At 65.4% G+C, this 16833-nt stretch carries 18 protein-coding genes and 1 pseudogene; 13 read left to right on the top strand and 6 right to left on the bottom strand.

Annotation, left to right across the window (positions count from 1 at the left end):
• Positions 1-79 precede the first annotated feature (79 nt).
• A complete protein-coding gene (locus L3Q65_RS22290) occupies positions 80-712 on the bottom strand; it encodes a bifunctional 2-polyprenyl-6-hydroxyphenol methylase/3-demethylubiquinol 3-O-methyltransferase UbiG (protein WP_237600718.1) in 633 nt (210 codons plus the stop codon).
• Positions 713-880: 168 nt separating this feature from the next.
• Here L3Q65_RS22290 and L3Q65_RS22285 point away from each other — a divergent pair, with 168 nt between their 5' ends.
• The 3 genes from L3Q65_RS22285 to L3Q65_RS22275 are packed head-to-tail and all read left to right on the top strand — an operon-like array spanning position 881 to position 3233.
• Complete coding sequence (locus L3Q65_RS22285) at positions 881-2557, top strand: folylpolyglutamate synthase/dihydrofolate synthase family protein (RefSeq protein ID WP_182894141.1); 1677 nt, start codon at positions 881-883, stop codon at positions 2555-2557.
• Positions 2554-2961, top strand: coding sequence for a DUF4233 domain-containing protein (locus tag L3Q65_RS22280; protein ID WP_182894142.1), 408 nt, complete (start codon positions 2554-2556; stop codon positions 2959-2961). The genes L3Q65_RS22285 and L3Q65_RS22280 overlap by 4 nt, the downstream gene beginning before the upstream one ends.
• Positions 2958-3233, top strand: a complete 276-nt coding sequence (locus tag L3Q65_RS22275) for a hypothetical protein (protein ID WP_182894143.1) — start codon at positions 2958-2960, stop codon at positions 3231-3233. Before L3Q65_RS22280 ends, L3Q65_RS22275 begins: the two co-directional genes overlap by 4 nt.
• Here L3Q65_RS22275 and L3Q65_RS22270 read toward each other — a convergent pair.
• Positions 3217-3597: a VOC family protein gene (locus tag L3Q65_RS22270; RefSeq protein WP_182894144.1), complete on the bottom strand. Its 381-nt coding sequence runs from the start codon at positions 3595-3597 to the stop codon at positions 3217-3219. The genes L3Q65_RS22275 and L3Q65_RS22270 overlap by 17 nt on opposite strands.
• Before the next feature lie 53 nt (positions 3598-3650).
• Between L3Q65_RS22270 and L3Q65_RS22265 the strand changes: the two genes are divergently transcribed.
• Together L3Q65_RS22265 and L3Q65_RS22260 are read left to right on the top strand one after the other, a co-directional pair.
• Positions 3651-4130 carry an N-acetyltransferase gene (locus L3Q65_RS22265; RefSeq protein ID WP_237600717.1) on the top strand — a complete coding sequence of 160 codons (480 nt, stop codon included), beginning with the start codon at positions 3651-3653 and terminating at the stop codon, positions 4128-4130.
• Between the two features lie 97 nt (positions 4131-4227).
• Positions 4228-4998, top strand: a pseudogene (locus tag L3Q65_RS22260) (alkaline phosphatase); the annotation flags it as partial.
• A gap of 1588 nt (positions 4999-6586) precedes the next feature.
• Here L3Q65_RS22260 and L3Q65_RS22255 read toward each other — a convergent pair.
• Both L3Q65_RS22255 and L3Q65_RS22250 read right to left on the bottom strand, forming a co-directional pair.
• A complete protein-coding gene (locus L3Q65_RS22255) occupies positions 6587-7453 on the bottom strand; it encodes a Scr1 family TA system antitoxin-like transcriptional regulator (RefSeq protein WP_237600716.1) in 867 nt (288 codons plus the stop codon).
• Positions 7450-7710 (bottom strand): hypothetical protein, encoded by a 261-nt coding sequence (locus tag L3Q65_RS22250; RefSeq protein ID WP_237600715.1) that lies wholly within the window; start codon positions 7708-7710, stop codon positions 7450-7452. The genes L3Q65_RS22255 and L3Q65_RS22250 overlap by 4 nt, the downstream gene beginning before the upstream one ends.
• A 160-nt stretch (positions 7711-7870) precedes the next feature.
• Between L3Q65_RS22250 and L3Q65_RS22245 the strand changes: the two genes are divergently transcribed.
• Both L3Q65_RS22245 and L3Q65_RS22240 read left to right on the top strand, forming a co-directional pair.
• Positions 7871-9040 (top strand): hypothetical protein, encoded by a 1170-nt coding sequence (locus L3Q65_RS22245; RefSeq protein WP_237600714.1) that lies wholly within the window; start codon positions 7871-7873, stop codon positions 9038-9040.
• Between the two features lie 9 nt (positions 9041-9049).
• Positions 9050-9637, top strand: coding sequence for an NUDIX hydrolase (locus L3Q65_RS22240; RefSeq protein WP_237600713.1), 588 nt, complete (start codon positions 9050-9052; stop codon positions 9635-9637).
• On the opposite strand, the gene L3Q65_RS22235 is transcribed toward L3Q65_RS22240, so the two are convergent.
• Both L3Q65_RS22235 and L3Q65_RS22230 read right to left on the bottom strand, forming a co-directional pair.
• A complete protein-coding gene (locus tag L3Q65_RS22235) occupies positions 9584-10717 on the bottom strand; it encodes a tetratricopeptide repeat protein (RefSeq protein ID WP_237600712.1) in 1134 nt (377 codons plus the stop codon). The two genes, L3Q65_RS22240 and L3Q65_RS22235, sit on opposite strands and share 54 nt — an antisense overlap.
• Before the next feature lie 182 nt (positions 10718-10899).
• Positions 10900-11280 carry an XRE family transcriptional regulator gene (locus L3Q65_RS22230; RefSeq protein WP_237600711.1) on the bottom strand — a complete coding sequence of 127 codons (381 nt, stop codon included), beginning with the start codon at positions 11278-11280 and terminating at the stop codon, positions 10900-10902.
• Positions 11281-11448: 168 nt separating this feature from the next.
• Here L3Q65_RS22230 and L3Q65_RS22225 point away from each other — a divergent pair, with 168 nt between their 5' ends.
• The 6 genes from L3Q65_RS22225 (at position 11449) to L3Q65_RS22200 (ending at position 16802) form a co-directional block, all read left to right on the top strand.
• Complete coding sequence (locus L3Q65_RS22225; protein WP_237600710.1) at positions 11449-11643, top strand: helix-turn-helix domain-containing protein; 195 nt, start codon at positions 11449-11451, stop codon at positions 11641-11643.
• The gene (locus L3Q65_RS22220) at positions 11640-11975 is read left to right on the top strand and encodes a WhiB family transcriptional regulator (RefSeq protein ID WP_237600709.1); all 336 of its coding nucleotides are present in this window, start codon (positions 11640-11642) and stop codon (positions 11973-11975) included. The genes L3Q65_RS22225 and L3Q65_RS22220 overlap by 4 nt, the downstream gene beginning before the upstream one ends.
• On the top strand, positions 11972-12307 hold the full coding sequence (locus L3Q65_RS22215) for a hypothetical protein (RefSeq protein WP_237600708.1): 336 nt from the start codon (positions 11972-11974) through the stop codon (positions 12305-12307). Before L3Q65_RS22220 ends, L3Q65_RS22215 begins: the two co-directional genes overlap by 4 nt.
• On the top strand, positions 12304-13095 hold the full coding sequence (locus L3Q65_RS22210) for a hypothetical protein (RefSeq protein ID WP_237600707.1): 792 nt from the start codon (positions 12304-12306) through the stop codon (positions 13093-13095). The genes L3Q65_RS22215 and L3Q65_RS22210 overlap by 4 nt, the downstream gene beginning before the upstream one ends.
• A 214-nt stretch (positions 13096-13309) precedes the next feature.
• Positions 13310-15448: an FtsK/SpoIIIE domain-containing protein gene (locus tag L3Q65_RS22205; protein WP_237600706.1), complete on the top strand. Its 2139-nt coding sequence runs from the start codon at positions 13310-13312 to the stop codon at positions 15446-15448.
• A gap of 544 nt (positions 15449-15992) precedes the next feature.
• Positions 15993-16802 carry a hypothetical protein gene (locus L3Q65_RS22200; protein WP_237600705.1) on the top strand — a complete coding sequence of 270 codons (810 nt, stop codon included), beginning with the start codon at positions 15993-15995 and terminating at the stop codon, positions 16800-16802.
• Positions 16803-16833 lie beyond the last annotated feature (31 nt).

The following is a 16833-nucleotide window of genomic DNA, read 5'->3' as shown; positions in this document are numbered from 1 at the left end:
CCCTAGCGGTCGACCCGCTTTACCTTTCGGCAAGCGGGGCGTGCGCGCTCTCCGCCGATCGGGTGGTCGGGGCGGGTTTTCACCCGGCTGCGGGGTGATCCGTGGGTTTCCGCCAGGTCAGCAGGTACCGCCAGAAGACCAGCGGGCGGACTGTGCTGCCGGGCAGCAGGCGCGCGGCGTCGCGGCGGACGTCGTTCAGCGGCGGGAATTTCATGTGCACCGGGGCCTTGGCGATCGGGTCCGGGCCGCCGTTGAGACGGTCTCCGGAGAAGACGATCAGCCGGGCCGCGACGTTCGCGGGGGCGGCGACGAGTTCGCGGGCGTAGTCGCCGGGGCGGCTGGGGCGGGCGCAGCCGAGGACGGCCAGGACGCCGCCGGGGGCGAGGGCGTCGCGCAGTCTCGTGACGGTTTCGAACGGGACGTGGTGCAGGGAGGCCAGGCAGGAGATGTACGCGTAGGCCTCGGGTTCCAGCGGCTCGGTCGTCACGTCCGCGCGGCGGTACTCCACTGTGCCCGGTCCCGGCGAACCGGCGGACGTCGCGCGGGTGATCATTTCCGCCGACGTGTCGATGCCTTCGACGGTCATTCCGGCGGCCGCCAGCCTGCGGGCGAACCGGCCGTCGCCGCAGCCGACGTCCAGTGCTCGGCCGGGGCCCGGCGGCAGGAGCCGGAGCAGGGCAGGGTGGTAGTGATGGTTGTGGTCGAAGGGCATGTTCCCGACCTTGCCACGGATCGCTGCGGGCGTGATCACGCGCAGGCCCCGGGGGCGCTGGGCGCGCGGCGGCCCCGGGTACGCTCGACGGTGTGCCGGGCCGAACCTTTCGCCTGGTCTTCCCGGTCGCGCGACCGCGCCGGGACAGCGACTTCGAGGAGTGCACGAGTGCCGCGCGGTGAGGAGCCCGAGGAGACCCGGCGGCCGGATCTCGCCGATCCGGACAGTTTCGCGGGGGTCGACGAACTGGGCGCGCTCGCGCACAGCGACGAGGACGATCCCGGCAACGAGCTGGAACCGGACCTCGACGCGCCGGACGCGGCGTACACCGTCGGCGGCGGGTCGCGCGGCGGGATCGGCGGCATCGGCCAGCTCGGCGACAACCTGGCGCTCGGCCCGGTCCCGGACCTGCACGCCGAAGAGGGCGCCGAGCTGCACGAGCTCGACGACGAGGGCGCGCCCGCCGAGTTCGGCGACGAGAACGGCCCGGAGGCCCGTCGCGACCTGATGGCCGCCGAGGCCGAGCTGAACCAGCGCTGGCCGGAGACGAAACTCGAACCGTCGCTCACCCGGATCCAGGCGCTGATGACGCTGCTCGGCGAGCCGAACCAGGGCTACCCCGTCGTGCACATCGCGGGCACCAACGGCAAGGGTTCGGTCGCGCGGATGGTCGATTCGCTGCTGACCCGCATGGGCCTGCGCTCGGGCCGCTACACGAGCCCGCACCTGCAACTCGTCACCGAGCGGATCGCGCTCGACGGCCGTCCGGTCTCCGCCGCCCGCTACGCCGAGCTGTACCAGGACATCGCGCCGTACGTGGCGATGGTGGACGGCGCGAGCGAGGACGGCGTGCCGATGAGCAAGTTCGAAGTGCTCACCGGGATGGCGTTCGCGGCGTTCGCCGACGCGCCGGTCGAGGCCGCGGTGCTCGAGGCGGGCATGGGCGGCGCGTGGGACGCGACGAACGTGGCCGACGCCCAGGTCGCGGTCATCACGCCGATCGGGCTGGACCACACCGAATACCTCGGCCCGACGCCCGCCGACGCGGCCGCGGAGAAGGCCGGGATCATCAAGCCGGGGTCGGTCGCGGTGATCGGCGAGCAGGACCCCGAGGTGCTGAACGTCCTGCTGAAGCGCACCGTCGAGGTCGACGCCGCGGTGGCGCGCGCGGGCAGCGAATTCGGCGTGCTCGAACGCGAGGTCGCGGTCGGCGGGCAGATGCTGAAGCTGCAGGGCCTCGGCGGCGTCTACGACGAGATCTTCCTGCCGCTGCACGGCGCGCACCAGGCGGCGAACGCGGCACTCGCGCTGGCCGCGGTCGAGGCGTTTTTCGGGGCGGGCAAAGACAAACAGCTCGTGGTCGAGGCGGTGCGCGAGGCGTTCGCCGAGGTCGAGAACCCGGGCAGGCTCGAACGCGTGCGGGCCGCCCCGGCAGTGCTGGTCGACGCCGCGCACAACCCGATGGGCGCGCGGGCGCTCGCCGCGACGATCACCGACGAGTTCAACTTCCGCCGGCTCGTCGCGGTCGTCGGCGTGCTGGCCGACAAGGACGCGCGCGGCATCCTGGACGCGCTGGAGCCGGTGGTCTCCGACGTCGTGGTCACGCGCAGTTCGTCGCCGCGGTCGCTGCCGGTCGAGGACCTGGCGGAACTGGCCGCGTCGATCTTCGGCGAGGACCGCGTGCTCGCCGAAGGCGACCTGGAGACCGCGATCGAGACCGCGATCGGCCTCGTGGAGCAGAACGACGACCCGGAGGAACCGCTCGCGGGCGGCGGCGTGCTGGTGACCGGCTCCGTGGTCACCGCGGGCGACGCGCGCACGCTGTTCGGGAAGGAGCCGGCATGAGTGAAACCCCGGACACTCCGGTGAAGCCGCCCGCGAAGGACCCGATGAAGGGCTTCCGCGGCGTCATGGCGGGCACGCTGATCATGGAGGCGATCACCGTCGCGCTCGCGCTGCCGGTGGTCGCGAAACTCGGCGGCGGCATCACGAGCTTCACCGGCTGGACCGTCATCGCGCTGGCGGTCGTGCTGATCGTGCTGTGCGGGATGCTCAAGCACGTCTGGGCGGTGCCGGTGATCCTGCTGCTGCAGCTGGCGATCATCGCGGTCGGCGTCACGCAACCGGCGATCGCGATCATCGGGATCATCTTCCTGGCCGCGTTCGTGTGGTTCCTGTGGCTGCGCCGCGACGTCGCGCGCCGGATGGCCGCGGGCACGCTGCCGAGCCAGCAGCAGCCGCAGGCTTGAGCCCCGGGCGTTACTGGCAGCCGTACTGGTGGCGGCTGTCGTTCCGGGCGGACGGCGAGCCGGGCTGGACGCCGATGGGGCCGGGCGGGTTCAGCCCGGTCCCGGACGCCGCGCTGAAGACCGGATCGCTCGAAGCCTGGGCCGGCGCGCTGCTCGAGGAAGCGCCGGACGAACTCGACGACCTCCGCGGCGACCTGCTCCTCGAATGCTTCCCGGAACCGGGCGCCGCGCCGGTGTACTCCCGCGAGGTGCGGCTCAGCGGTAGACGCTGACCTCGATCAGGTTCCGGTCCGGGTCCCGGAAATAGACGCTGCGGATCGGACCGGTCGCGCCCGTGCGGTCGACCGGGCCCTCCTCGATCGGCACCCCGTGCGCGGCGAGGTCTTCCACGACCTGCTCCAGCGAATCGCTCGTGATCAGGCACAGATCCGCACTGCCCGGCGTCGGCCGGTCCGCCTTGGGTTCGAACTCGTGCCCGGCCTCGTGCAGGTTGATCTTGCTCGCGCCGAACGTCAGCGCCTTGCGGCCGGCCCCGAACGTCACCTCGGCCATGCCGAGGACGCGCGTGTAGAAATCGACCGTCGCACCGAGGTCGGCGACGGTGAGGACGAGGTGGTCGAGCCGGTCGATGCGCATGGTTTCACCCTATTCCGATGTAACGGCCGGGCCGCCACGGCGACGGTGCAAGTGTGATCGTGGTGCGGGAACTGAGCGCGGAGAACTGGGCGGAGTGGCGCGACCTCCGGCTGGCGGCGCTGCGCGAGGACCCGCAGGCGTTCAGCTCGAAACTCGCGGACTGGCAAGGCGAAGGCGACGCCGAACCGCGCTGGCGGGCCCGGCTGCGCGACGTGTCGCTCAACGTGCTGGCCGACCTCGACGGCGTTCCGGCCGGGATGGTCAGCGGGCACCTTTCCGAACGCGGCGACAAAGCCGAGCTGATGTCGATGTGGGTCGCTCCGTCGGCGCGCGGCAGGGGAGTCGGGGACGCGCTCATCCGGGCCGTGGTGCGCTGGAGCGAGGGACGCGGGGCGGGCGAGCTGGCGTTGCGCGTCGCGGGCGGCAACGAGCACGCTATGGCGCTGTATCAGCGGCACGGGTTTGTGGAGCGTCCGCTGTCCGAACCGAGCGAGTGCGAGCACGAGATGGTTCGGGAAGCACACCGAGCGTGACGGCCGGCTGTGAGCTTCCTCCTGGCGAGTGAGCCGTTCACCCGGCGGTCAGCCCGAGTTGGCCGCTTGGCCGTGGTCGCCGGATAGAACGGCCGCCATGACCGAAACGACCCCTTCCCGGCGCTCCGTGCTCAAAGCCGGGATCGCCGTCCCCGCGCTCGCCGCGGCAGGCGGGCTGCTGCTGCCCGGTTCCGCCTCGGCGGCCCCGCTCGTCCGCCGCGACCGTCCGGTGCTCGCCCACGGCGTCGCGTCCGGGGACGTGACCGCCGGCTCCGGCATCGTGTGGTCGCGGGCCGACCGGCCGGCGCGGCTGATGGTCGAGGTCGCGCGCGACCCGTCGTTCCGGCACGCCCGCCGGGTGCCCGGCCCGTTCGTCACGCCCGCCACCGGCGGCACCGGCAAGGTGCGCGTCGCCGGGCTGGCCCCGGGCACCGAGTACCACTACCGCGTCACCGCCGTGGACCTCGACGGCCGCAGCGCGAGCGAGCCGGTCGCCGGCCGGTTCGCCACCGCGCCGGTCGGCCGCGCGAACACGCGGATCCTGTGGAGCGGCGACGTCGTCGGCCAGAACTACGGCATCAACCCGGCCCTCGGCGGCATGACGATCTTCTCCGCGATGGCCGACCGCCGTCCGGACCTCTTCCTGCACAGCGGCGACACGGTGTACGCCGACGGCCCGCTCACCGAAACCGTCACGCTGCCCGGCGGCGCGGGCACCTGGCACAACATCGTGACGCCGGAGAAGTCGAAGGTCGCCGAAACCCTCGACGAATACCGCGGCCAGCACGCCTACAACCGGCTCGACGCCCACTTCCGCCGATTCGCCGCGGAAGTTCCCGCTTATGTCCAGTGGGATGACCACCAAGTACGACAACTAACAACACTAGCACCTGCTGTGGGTGCCCGACGTCGGTGTCGGGCGGGAGCGCAGCGTCGGAGCCTTCGCACAGCGACCTGGCGAACCAATACGTGCGCCGCACCAGCCAGTACGCATCGAGTGTTCCGATAGTGGTGATCATTTGTGTATGCAGTCGAACTTTGTAGATGCGCGCGCCGTCGCGCTCGAAGCCGACTGCACCTGCTGCATTCGCGGGCTGTAAACTGTGTGCGCGAGTAGCTGGGCGAGCAGTCAGCTCAACTTTTGGCACCCGCATGATTGGTGGATCGCGGTGAAAGAGTAACGCGACCTGGGGCGGGAGGGTCAAATGGTTTCCAGACTACCACGATCGAAAGTTGTTCGTGCGCGTCCAATTACGCCTAAGGTCGCGAACACCGCACGTAGTGCGAAACCGCCGCGAGAGGGCGTCGTCTCTAAAGTTATAGCTGGTATTTCGCTTACCGTGCTGATAGTTGAGTTCTTTTCGTATGTCATAGCGTATCAGTATTTTAAAGCTTTCGATCTGGATCCGTCGCAGGCGGGAATAAGTCCACTAAATGCGGCGCAAAGAATGCTTTCTCTTACGCCAATTCTAGTATTTGCAACCACGCTCGCCGTATGTGCGACGTCTGTATACCGCGCGATAAGTGACGGTGCAAAACTTGCGGCGGCGACCATTGACGCCGCTGTGCGAAATATGCGAAGACTGCGTGACTTGGAAGTAGAAATACGTAGCACAAGTGATGAGCTTCGAGAAAGTGTTGCGGAAATAGAGGCTGCCCGCGCGGATCTTTCCAGGATCATGCGCCTAAGTGCGCGACTAACAGTGCGAAGCTTCTTTAATTCTGACTTGCGGACTGATCAGAACGGGGTTTTGATATCTCGCAAAGAGCTCTGGTCGGAAATTATCAAGAGAAGAAGGACGCTTGAAGAAGCGCGGAAGGCTGGACTTAAATTAACGAGAAAGGGTAAGTCAAATCTGCGACGCGTCAAACGTTTGAACAGAAGTTTTGCGAGATCTAGGTGGATTGCGGATAGGTCTAAATGGGTCGCAGGCCGCTTAGGGAAGCTATCGCGAACTGTGTCAGAGCGCTCGATTCGGCGATATATTGCGCTTGCGGGTATATCTATTGCGGTCTCTATCTACTACTTCTTGTACTCTTTGGCGGCGACCTACGGGTCCGCCGACCGGGCTGATTTTTCAGCACCTGCGACGTGGCTGGAGTTGCGCGTTGTGGGTGACCTTAGGCCGAAGCGCTACTCTGTGGAATACGTTGACCCAGCCCGGATTCCGTTGTCTCTTAAGTCAGTCACCGGCAGGGATGGAAAAATTAGACAAATGTTATTGCTTGGGTCTTCTGGTGGACAGCTTGCTCTTTTAGAGCCCGTGTCTCGTAGTGTTTTTATGGTTCCTTCAAGTCAGGTCATATTGACTAACTTGCCATGACGAATGGAGTCCTGATTTAATCTCGCGTACGACGTGGCGTAATACGTTGGATCACCATGTAAGCTTCGGGTCAAGTTTGTTTACAGGCTCATGATTTGTTAAAGTAGCGCCCTTGGTGTGCGCGCAGGGAATTCAATTCCCGTCCGTAAGTTCGTGATCAAGTCGCTGAATGTGCTCTTCGATCAGGATCGCTGACTCCCGGGGGTTGCAAGCAGTAGCGGCGAGCTGATCTATGACCGCACCGTACAGTTCCTGGTGGTCCAGTGTGAACGAGCCGCAAAACCCGTGCGAGACGTAGGTGATCGGCCCGGCGTGGGTGTAGTAGCGGGTAAACGCCTGCTCGGTTCCGCCGTTGCGGCTGGGCACGATGTTGATCGTGACGTTCGGCGCGCGCTGTGGGTCAGTCATTAAGAGGAGGGACCGCAATTGCTGCAAGGCTAGGAGCGGGTTGCCGATGGTGTGCGTGATCGCACGCTCGCCGATGAAGATAGCGACGTCTGCGTTCACGTGAAGATGACCGATGGCGGCCAGCGCTCGAGTGTTCAGCAGATCCTCCGTCACGGCCTCGCGAGGGAACGCGCTGAGGTGGAGCGCAGCTTCGGCGTAAGCGCGGGTGCGCACGATGTCCGGAATTAGGAACGAGTGCCAGTCGACAATGCTGCGCGCCATGCGAGCGCATGCCTCCGCGGCCTCAATGTGATGCGGTTTGTCTGCCTGGCCTAGCACGATAGCTTCGGACTCGGCCAGTCTGGCGACCTCCAAGATGCGTTCTTTCCGCTCGCCGACCACGCCGAGCGCGCCGAGGATTCCGGCGATGTCCATCATGTCTGGGCTCCGCAGGGCCGATTCCCAACTGTTGATTTGCGCCGGATTCACGCCGATTCGCCGTGCCAGTTCGCGCACGCCGTACTGCTTCTCTTCGCGTGCGGCGCGTAGTTCCACGCCGAGGAGTGCGGAGCGTGCACGGCAGCCGCCGCTGCGGTTGTGGCGTTGCTTCATTCAGCGTGCCTGTGCACCGGGTTGATCTCGCCGGTGCCAGCCTGACACCGATGCTCCCGTGCGATGTCGAGCGCGACGCGGATCGGGAATTCATCGAGCCCGGTCCGCTCGGCGAGCGCCTCAACCGTGACGCCTCGCTCGATGTGGCTCAGCATGGACTCGGCGAAGATCCGGACATTCTGGTCCTCGCAGATGACTGCGCCAGTCTCCGGATCGGTGTCTACCTCTGTGCCGTCGAAGCTGATCCACCAGCCCATGAGAAACCTCCCGATGCAACCCGGCCTCTCGTGGTCGCAATGGACCGGCCGACGCCAATAGATGCGCTGACATCAGCGTCGCAGTTAGACTGATTTCATCGAAAGGTCATTGGAGGGCCACGACGGTGCCGCGCCAGGGCCACGGGACAGGGAGCGCAGCATGAGCGACGAGCAGGAGCCGCGCACTTCGCGGACTCTGCTCGAACAGCTCATCCGCGGGCGACATGAGACTTACGACGAGTTCTCCGCCTTCGCGACGAACTTCGCGAAGGACTGCGGAGAACCAGGCACGCTCAGTGCTCGGCACGTGAAGAGACTGGCCTCGGGGCGCGGAGACAGCGGCAAGGCGCTAGGCCGACCGCAGCCCGCCACCGCGAGACTGCTGGAGAGGATCTTCGGCGTCGGGATTGACGAGTTGCTCGCCCCGCCTCGGGATTCCCGGAAAGCCACTGACGACGACCGTGAGTTCCGAGCGCTTCTCCGTGCGTCCGCTCGGGTTGACAACACGGTCCTTGATCTCTTGCGAGCTCAGCTCAACGTCACGCGTCGGCTTGACCGGCAGTTGGGCGCGATCCTCGCGCACGATGAGGTCGTCGCGAAGATCGATCAGGTCGGCAAGCTGATGGGGCACAGCGTCATGCCGACTACCCGTGAGGCGCTGGCGGCCTTGCTGTCGGAGCTGCGGACGCTCGCCGGGTGGCAGGCGCTCGACCTGGGCAACGCTGCGCAGGCGTGGCAGCACTACGCAAGTGGCACGGCAGCCGCCAAAGAACCGGCAGGCCGGGCGTTCGAGGCGCACACACGCGCGGGCCAGGCGTTCGTGCTGCTGGATATTGGCGATTCAGCGGTGGCGGTCGACTTGATGGAGACCGTACGGCGGGACGCGGACCGGAGTACGAACAGGCTGCTCAGGTCGTGGCTGGCTGCCGCCCACGGCGAAGTGCTGGCGGCCGACGGTCAGCGTTCGGCGAGCTTGCGGGCATTCGATCAGGCTGCCTCGCTGCTGGCGGACGAGGGTGAACAAGACGCCGGGCCGTACCTCGCGTTGGACGCGGTGCACCTTGGGCGCTGGCGTGGCCACGCGCTGGCCAGAATTGGCGAGCCAGAAGCGGTCGACGTCCTGACTGACGCGCTTAGCCGTCTCGACCCGACGTTTGTGCGGGCCGAAACCGCGTTGCGGGTTGACCTGGCGATGGCGTTCGTAGCGATGCGCGAGCATGAGCAAGCCCACGTGCACATCCGCCGCGCCCAGACACTTGCCGCGGACATCGGTTCCGCCCGCCAGCTTCGGCGCCTTGAGCGGCTTAAGGCCCGCATCGAATCGCGCTAGGCTCCCGGGGTGACTGACGAGGTTGGGTCCTGGGAGACCTTTGGCGAACGGACTGTCTACGACAACAAGTGGGTGCGCCTCGGGCTGACCGATGTTCAAGCGCCGAACGGGGAGCGATGGGAGTACCACGTCGTGCACCTGGCCCCGATCGCGATCGGTCTGATCGTGAACGACCAGGACCAGGTCCTCATGCTTTGGCGCTATCGGTTCGCCACCGATCAGTGGGGATACGAACTGCTCGGCGGCCTGGTGGAGGAAGGCGAAGACCCCGCCGCAACGGCTGCTCGTGAGATTCGTGAGGAAAGCGGCTATCAGCCTCTCGGCGAGGCCGAGCATCTGATCGGCTTCGAGCCGCTGCCAGGTCAAGTGACGGCACCGACCGATGTCTACTTGTGGCGCGACGCCGAGAAGGTCGGCGAGCCTACCGACACTGAGGAAGTCGGTCGTCTGGAATGGGTTCCGCTTGCCAGGATTCCGGAACTGGCTCTGCGCAAGGAAGTCCTCGGCGCCGGTGCGTTGGTTCCGTTGCTGTACTACATCGCGTCACGCAATGGCGGAGGCACTGCCGGGCAGAATCAGTCCGCTGAGACGGCGTAGCTGGCGGTCCGACCTGATCTGCGCGGCGAGCCGTCGTGCCTGGCGTGCGTGATCGAGTGCGGCATCTCGATTGCCTGCCGCTGCGTGCGCGAAAGCCAGGTCAACCAACATGCCTGTCTTGGCCCGGATGAAGTCTGGCGGCAGGCGGGGCAGTGCGTCGGCGAGTTGCTGGATCGCGTCGGCTTCGCCCAGCCTGCTCAGAGCATGGCCACGCCAGCGGTCGAGGTGGGCGCCGCCGAGGAACAGAAACGGCAGCGCCGGATCAACGGGATCGGTGGGCAAATGCGTGTCCGCCGAATCGAAAGCCCGCAGCGCGTCGTCCCGTTGACCCGCTGCCGCAAGCCCTTCTCCGTGTGCTGCCGCCATCCACGCGCGCAACACAGGTGGCGCGGTGCGCTCCGCGATCGCGCGTGCTTCGCCGAGTTGCCCAACCGCGGGCTCGATCTCGCCGAGGTCGATCAAGATGAATGCCTGCTGCGCAGTTGAGTGCGCCAGCAGGATTGGCGAGCCAGCTTCGCGTGCGGCTGCCTTAGCTGTCTCGTGGTGCTCCCATGCCTGCCGAATGGCGTTGCGGTCAAGCGCTTCCCACCCGGCGAGCGCGGATGCCTCAGTGAGAACGCCGGCCAGCGCCTCGCGTTGTCCGTGCATCGTGCTGAAGTTGAGAAGGCTTTGAAGCTGCCCGATATTGCTGCGTAACTGGTCGAGCAGTGCCACGCCGCCGAACCGGCGGTCGACATGCCGCGCCTGGTCGACTTGGCGTTTGAAGATCTCGACTGTCTCCGCGTCGACGGATCGAGCTAGAGCGAGGCGGGAGACTAGCTCTTCCGCCTCATCGTTCGTCTCTTCGTCCGGGAAGCCAAGTTCCTCATTGGTACGTCCGTAGACGTCTCGGAAGAGCCGCCGGTATGGCTGGCTGACCGCTTCGCGCCCGTTCTCCCATCGCGACAACTTTGTTTTGAGGCTCGTCGCCGACATGACAGGAACGGCGAGTGAGTCGGCGCGGCGAAGCAGCATCTTGATGACGTCATCGGCCTTGTACCCGAGGGTTCGGCGAACCGCCTGAAGCCTTGTTTCAGCCATCTGGAGCCCACCACTGATAACCGCTCTGACCTGCACGGTTAATTGCGGTTAATGGGGCCGCGGTTAACTTCAGCCACCTGCGAAAACGCGTGTCGATGCCGTTTTCTTGAGGCATGAACGCAGACGAAACCGAACCGGTCTCCCGGCCGCCTAGGCATTCGACGTGCCTGGGCATGGCACCCCTACTGCCTGTCCGGCCGACTCAATGCGTCGGCGATATCCACGCGCAGTGCCGCCAGTTCGTCGGTGATGTCGGACAGCCGACGCTCGATGACGGCAAGCCGCGCCGACACAGCATCTTCCATGTCTTCGCGCGGCTGGCCCGGCGCGGGCGGGATGCGGCCGTGCAAGACAGCGATCAGGTGTTGGGGGTGCAAGCCGAGTGCCAGGGCCAGCGCTTCCAGCGTCCGGTCACTGCGCTTGCGCTCCACAGTGTGGTTCTGAATTTCGCGGACGATCGCCTGGGAGACCTGCGAGCGTTCGGCCAGTTCGCGTTGTTTCCATCCGAGCGCGTGGACGCGCTCGTTGATGGTCTTCGCGACCGCCGCCCAGTCTTCCGACACCTATTCCTCCGTGGTCCGCCTCAGCGCCGACATTAGCGCTTAACGGAAACCGCGGGGTCGAGATCGACACCGCGTCGCGCATTCGGACCATTCGCGTGCTCTGATGCGACTAAATCAGCGCACAATTTGCGACTAAATTATCGTTCTTGACTTATAGGGACTCAACTAATGCCTAAGAACTTTCCTGACGCCGGTCGACCGGCGTTCTACTCCTTGGCCGATGCCGCGTGGATTCTCGGCATCGACCGCGACGAGCTACATCGCGCTATCCGGGTCGGCACGCTCCGCGCGGAGCGTCGACGCTCCCGGCTCGTCATCTCCGCCGCGGAACTCCAGCGCGTACTCAACGGCGGTGCGCGATGACCGATTACGACTACACGGAGATGGCCGCTCAACTCGACCAGTACGCCGAGGTTCCGGACGACGTCCTGAGCGAAGTGGTAGCCCGTGACGGCCTGTGCTTCTGGGCGTTCGACCGGGCAGACATGCCGCGGCTGTGCGGCGAAGCTACGCCGGACCGGGAACTGGCTTTCCGCATGTGCGCGGGTTGCCCGGTGATCGACGAGTGCCGGGAACTGGACCTTCGTACGGCAGGGCCGGACACGCTCGGGGTGTGGGGTGCATTGCCGGATACCGACCGGCGTGCCCTGTACCCGGTGTGGCTTCGCCGCCGTGAAGGCGGTGAGGCGCGATGACGCTCAACCTGACGTCCACACAGATTCTGGTCGGGGCCGGGGCATTGATGGCCCTTTTCGCAGTGTGGCGGTATGGCGTGCGCAAGGCGCGGCGGGCTGCCGATGCTGCCCGCGAAGGTTCCCGCGTGGTCTCGCTCGCAGGGCGAGTCCTGTTCAGTGGTGCGGCGTTCATGGGCGTTCAGTGGCTGGTGATCACTCATGTTCACAACCCGGTGTTGGTACTGGTGGTCCTCGGGGCACCGGACCTCATCGCGGCCTATGTCCTGACGCGCGTCCTGACAGTCACCTCGCTGGACACCACCACGCGCCGCCGGGGTGGTGGTCGCCGATGACCATCGAGACTCGGAAAGTCACAACGGTGCCGGGGCGTGCTCGGCGGCTGGCCGAGGACGCCGCCGAGGCGGCCGACGTCCGCCGTTGGCAGACCCATCCCGACGTCGTGGCGCTACGGGTGGAACGTGTCCGGGCGCAGGTGGATCGTCTGTGCTGGGCCGGGATCGTGCTCGGGTTGGCGTTCACCACGGCCAATGTCCAATGGTTCGCCGCGGCCGGCGCCGCATTCGGGTCGCTGCCGTGGCTGACGGCGTGGCTGCTTGATCCGACTGTGTGCCTGGTCTTGCTGGCGATTCTGCGGGCGGAGCAGGTGACCGCTCGGTACCAGGTCCGCACCGGAGCGTGGGTGAGGGCGGCGAAGTGGCTGACGCTGGCCGCGACCTACGTCATGAACACCTGGTCGTCGTGGGCGGCCGGTTCGCCAGCGGGAGTGGTGTTGCACTCGGTGCCGCCGTTGGTCGTGTTCGTCGCCGCCGAGGCAGTCACTGACCTGCGGGACAAACTCACCGAGGCGGTGACGGTGGCGTTCATGAACGCCACCGAGCGGGCAAGCGTTCATGAGCCGGTGGTCGCGGTCCATGAATCGGCGACGCAGTCCAGGCACCGAGCTGCCGGACGGAAGCTCTTCGCCGACTACCTGACCGATGCCCGGAACGCGTGGACTCCCGAGATAACGATCACTCCGGCATGGGCGCGGGAGACGACAGGGTGCTCCCGCGGTCTGTCCTCGCGGCTTGCGTCGGCCTTGACTGCCGAGATCGGCAAGGGGGTGCGGGCCGATGACTGATTCAAGCCGGGAGAAACGCGAAAGCACCGAGTTGGCCCGGAACGGCGGCCGAAGTGTCGAACACGTCGGCCCGGTACTCGATGGGGAGTTGATCGATGACACGTTGCCCAAACCGTGCCGCGTAACAGCCCGATCCCTCGGTCACCCGTGGCAGCGCTGTGCCTACTGGGCAGCGCGGGTCTGGCGGTCCGGTCGGCTCGTGAGGGCTCGGTCAGTGGCCGCTTACCGAGTAAGGAAGATTCCGCAGGATGTTGCCCGGCTGGTGTGGTTCGTACTCCGCGGCAACTGGCGCTGGCTGGTCAAGTTCTGGAGTTGGGCGACCTACTCCGACCTGCGAGCGGACGCCCGTCGCGCCCGGCTGGCGGGGGATGCCGAAGCACGGCGTGCCGCGCAGGAGCTGATCCGGTCGGACGCCACTGCGCGGTGGGCCAAGCTCGGTATCGTGCTCCGCCGGTGCGCGATCACGCTGCGTGTCGCCGCACCTGTGGCGGCAGCGTTGTGGCTGCTCGACTCGGTGATGGACCGGGCGGACATGTGGCCGTGGCTGGCGAATGTCTACACAGGAGCGGAAGCTGCATGGTCGGCATTCGCAACGGTTGTGCCGCTTCTGCTGGTCCTGCTGCCGCTGGTGGCGGTCGTGGCGGCGGCGTTTGAAGGCCGGGACCGGACTCCGGGCGCCGGCTGGCTGGTGCGGCCTGATCGGGACGACGCCGATTCATGGATTGACGAGCGGATGATCTCGAAGGCGTTGGCGCACCTGGGAATCAGCCCGCTGGACAGGTTTTATCGCAACGGCGGCGAGCTGGTTTACACCGTGGCGGCCCGCAAGGACGGCGACGGCACGTTCGCGCAGGTCAGGTTGCCGCTTGGAGTCACCGCGGACATGGTGGCCGCGCGTCGGTCCAAATTGGCGGCGAACCTCGGGCGGGCATCACTGGAAACCTGGCCTACCAAGGGAGATGAGGACGGAATCCTCGACCTGTGGATCGCTGACAAGGGCGTTCTGCGGGGTGGTGCCGGGGCCTGGCCGCTGGTCCACGAGGGACAGGTTGACGTTTTCGAGGGCGTCCCGTTCGGACTGTCTCAACGCGGCCTGGTGATCAACGCGCCGTTGCTCGGGGTCAACTGGCTGATTGGAGGCCGTCCGGGGCAAGGGAAGTCGGCGGCGCTGCGGACATTGCTGCTCGGCGCGGCGCTCGATCCCACGGTCGAACTGTGGGCGTTCGTGATGGGGGAGTCTCCCGACTTCGAGCCGTTCCGACCGCGGCTCTCCCGATACCGGATGGGCATGGACGACAGCGTGGCCGAGGCGGCTACCCAGGCGTTGGCGGACTTGCTGACTGAAATGGAGCGACGCGGAAAGGTGCTCGGGGAGCAGCCGGGCCGCCCGCCGAAGGTTTCGCGCAAGCTGGCGGACAAGCGTGGGCTTGGACTGCATCCCTTGGTGTGCGGGATCGATGAGTGTCACGAACTGTTCCAGCACCCGAAGTTCGGCAAGAAAGCCGCGGAGTTGGCCGTCCGGTTGATCAAGCGAGGCCGTAAGTACGGCATCGTGCTGCTGCTGGCCACTCAATCGCCGACAAAGGACAGCATCCCTCGTGAGATCACTCGCAACGTCTCGTGCGGTGTCGCGTTCTCGGTGGCTGACCAGGTTGCCAATGACGGCTTGCTGGGTTCCGGCAAGTACGCGGCTGGCGTCCGCGCGACTGAGCTGCGGATCAACACTGACCGGGGAACCTGTGTCGCGGTCGGCATCACTGACGAGACGTTCGAGCTGGTCCGTACGTTCTATGTGCCGTTTGAAGACGGGGTCGATGAGGTGACCCCGGTGATTGCCCGCGCCGTGGCGTTGATCGAAGAGGCGGGCCGGGCGGTCGAATCAACCACGCAGCCGGAGATCGAGGAGAGACCGGTCGCTGACCACTTAGCCGATATCGATGCGGTGCTGAATGGGGAGCGTCGTGTCCGGACGCAGGTTGTCTTGAGCCGGCTAGCTCGACTTAACCCCGGTGAGTACGACGAGTGGAACTTCCGGGACCTCACGGCCGCGCTCGCTGTGTTTGGAGTCGCGCCCGTCAAGTCGGGCGGGAACAAGGTGGTCCGCGCGGAGGACGTCACCTCTGCGCTTGTCGACCGGGGCAGCAAAGCGTCGAACAGGGACCTAGCAGGGAACCAGGGAGTTGTCCCTGACGGGTCCCTGCGTCAAAGTCCTGGCTCTGGCCAGCGTAAACCTGCCGCAGGGACGCCAGGGATCGGCCGCCGGGAAGTGTCGGGATTGGACGGAAACCTAACCGACTTCGAGCCGCACGAGGGTCCCTCCCCAGTCTGGTTTCAGCCAGGCGAGGAGAGGTGACGGCCGTTGGCCGACCACACCTCCCACACACAACAGACGCCGATGTGCCACAACCGGAAGGGCAACGACGATGACCACAACTACTGCCGAGCCTCCGATGGCAAACGATCTGTCCCCGATCGCAAGGCAAACAGGCCCGATGCCTCGGAGCGGGGGCACTCCGAGGGCGCGGACTGCGGTACGAGCGAGCGTGACGCTATTCGATCCAGCCGCCTCACGCAGAGCGCCACCGTGCGACAAGCTCAACTGGCTATCGGCCGCCTAGCTTTGCCCGCGCCGCGTCGGGTTGCGGCGACCCTCATTGCATGTTCAGACGGCGATCTGTGGGTTGTCGTTGACGGCGCGGATGTCGATCAGCTTGCCGATAAGGTCGACGCCGTATGCGACCTGCTAACTTCAGGGCAACTATTCAGCAACAATCCATAGTTCAAGGTTGCTGATCACTGTCCCGATGGGTTATCCACAGATCGGAACCATTGGCCGAACTGCGAGTGATGGCTCATGCGAAAGTTTATGCGTTAGGGCCAACTTGTGTAATCATTACATGGTGAAACAGGATGACAGTGCGGCCGATGATGCACCGCAGGAAACAGTCGTCTCGACGGCTGGGAACAGTTCTAGCCCTAATTCAGAAGAAAAAAATCATGATCGCCTCTCAAAGTTTGCCCCTATACTGATTCCTATCGCGCCGTTCGTGGTGGCTATCTTTCGTGTCGTCGGACTGGCGGGAGATGACTCCTCGGCACGGGCTGCCCTGTTGGCCTCCCTTGACCTAAAGGCCATTGTTCTGACTGTTGTCATAGATCAGCTGCCTTTTATTATGATATTTTTGGGATACTACCTGCTGCGCATTAGTTTGCGATTGAGCGGTGATGCTCACAGTTGGGCTCAGTATGGGGGTGGGCTGTGTTTCGCGGGTGCGCTCCTGCTGGTGCCATGGTTGATGATGGTTGCTGCTGCGGCGGTAGGCATCCTGGTGTTCCTGGGCAAGGCCCTCAAGAGGCGCCGATCCAAGGAAGTTAAGAAGCGTTTAAGAAGCTTTCCTCAAGTTCTGCTTGAAGAGTGGCAGTTCCCATTACTGTTCTCCTTTACGGTAGGTTTACTTTACCTTCCGTCGTCTTGGCAGCCCGCGGAGATTATCCAAGCAAAGGGAGGCGATGCTCGTGTCGGATATGTCCTTAAGGTCGAAGATGGAACAACAACCGTTCTTTATCGGAACACGACCAGGCTGGAGAGAATACCAAAAGAGAAGCTTGAAAAGCGGGAGATCTGCAGTCCGGATCCATCTTTTCTTTCAGGAAACCTTTGGGTGGTTATCTTTGGTAAGGATCAACGTAATGTCACTTGCCCGTGAGGATTATCGTCGGGTTTTTGGGACTGAAGTT

It is taken from the genome of Amycolatopsis sp. FU40, assembly GCF_021903635.1.
GTDB classification, from domain to species: Bacteria; Actinomycetota; Actinomycetes; order Mycobacteriales; family Pseudonocardiaceae; genus Amycolatopsis; species Amycolatopsis dendrobii.
This window is presented reverse-complemented; position numbering and strand designations above follow the sequence as displayed.

What these genes read in the sequence shown, in the direction of transcription:
- L3Q65_RS22235 (WP_237600712.1), bottom strand. Translation starts at nt 10,717, where the DNA reads ATGGCTGAAACAAGGCTTCAGGCGGTTCGCCGAACCCTCGGGTACAAG.
- L3Q65_RS22215 (WP_237600708.1), top strand. Translation starts at nt 11,972, where the DNA reads ATGACGCTCAACCTGACGTCCACACAGATTCTGGTCGGGGCCGGGGCA.
- L3Q65_RS22290 (WP_237600718.1), bottom strand. Translation starts at nt 712, where the DNA reads ATGCCCTTCGACCACAACCATCACTACCACCCTGCCCTGCTCCGGCTC.
- L3Q65_RS22220 (WP_237600709.1), top strand. Translation starts at nt 11,640, where the DNA reads ATGACCGATTACGACTACACGGAGATGGCCGCTCAACTCGACCAGTAC.
- L3Q65_RS22210 (WP_237600707.1), top strand. Translation starts at nt 12,304, where the DNA reads ATGACCATCGAGACTCGGAAAGTCACAACGGTGCCGGGGCGTGCTCGG.
- L3Q65_RS22270 (WP_182894144.1), bottom strand. Translation starts at nt 3,597, where the DNA reads ATGCGCATCGACCGGCTCGACCACCTCGTCCTCACCGTCGCCGACCTC.
- L3Q65_RS22245 (WP_237600714.1), top strand. Translation starts at nt 7,871, where the DNA reads ATGAGCGACGAGCAGGAGCCGCGCACTTCGCGGACTCTGCTCGAACAG.
- L3Q65_RS22200 (WP_237600705.1), top strand. Translation starts at nt 15,993, where the DNA reads ATGGTGAAACAGGATGACAGTGCGGCCGATGATGCACCGCAGGAAACA.
- L3Q65_RS22255 (WP_237600716.1), bottom strand. Translation starts at nt 7,453, where the DNA reads ATGAAGCAACGCCACAACCGCAGCGGCGGCTGCCGTGCACGCTCCGCA.
- L3Q65_RS22280 (WP_182894142.1), top strand. Translation starts at nt 2,554, where the DNA reads ATGAGTGAAACCCCGGACACTCCGGTGAAGCCGCCCGCGAAGGACCCG.
- L3Q65_RS22250 (WP_237600715.1), bottom strand. Translation starts at nt 7,710, where the DNA reads ATGGGCTGGTGGATCAGCTTCGACGGCACAGAGGTAGACACCGATCCG.
- L3Q65_RS22225 (WP_237600710.1), top strand. Translation starts at nt 11,449, where the DNA reads ATGCCTAAGAACTTTCCTGACGCCGGTCGACCGGCGTTCTACTCCTTG.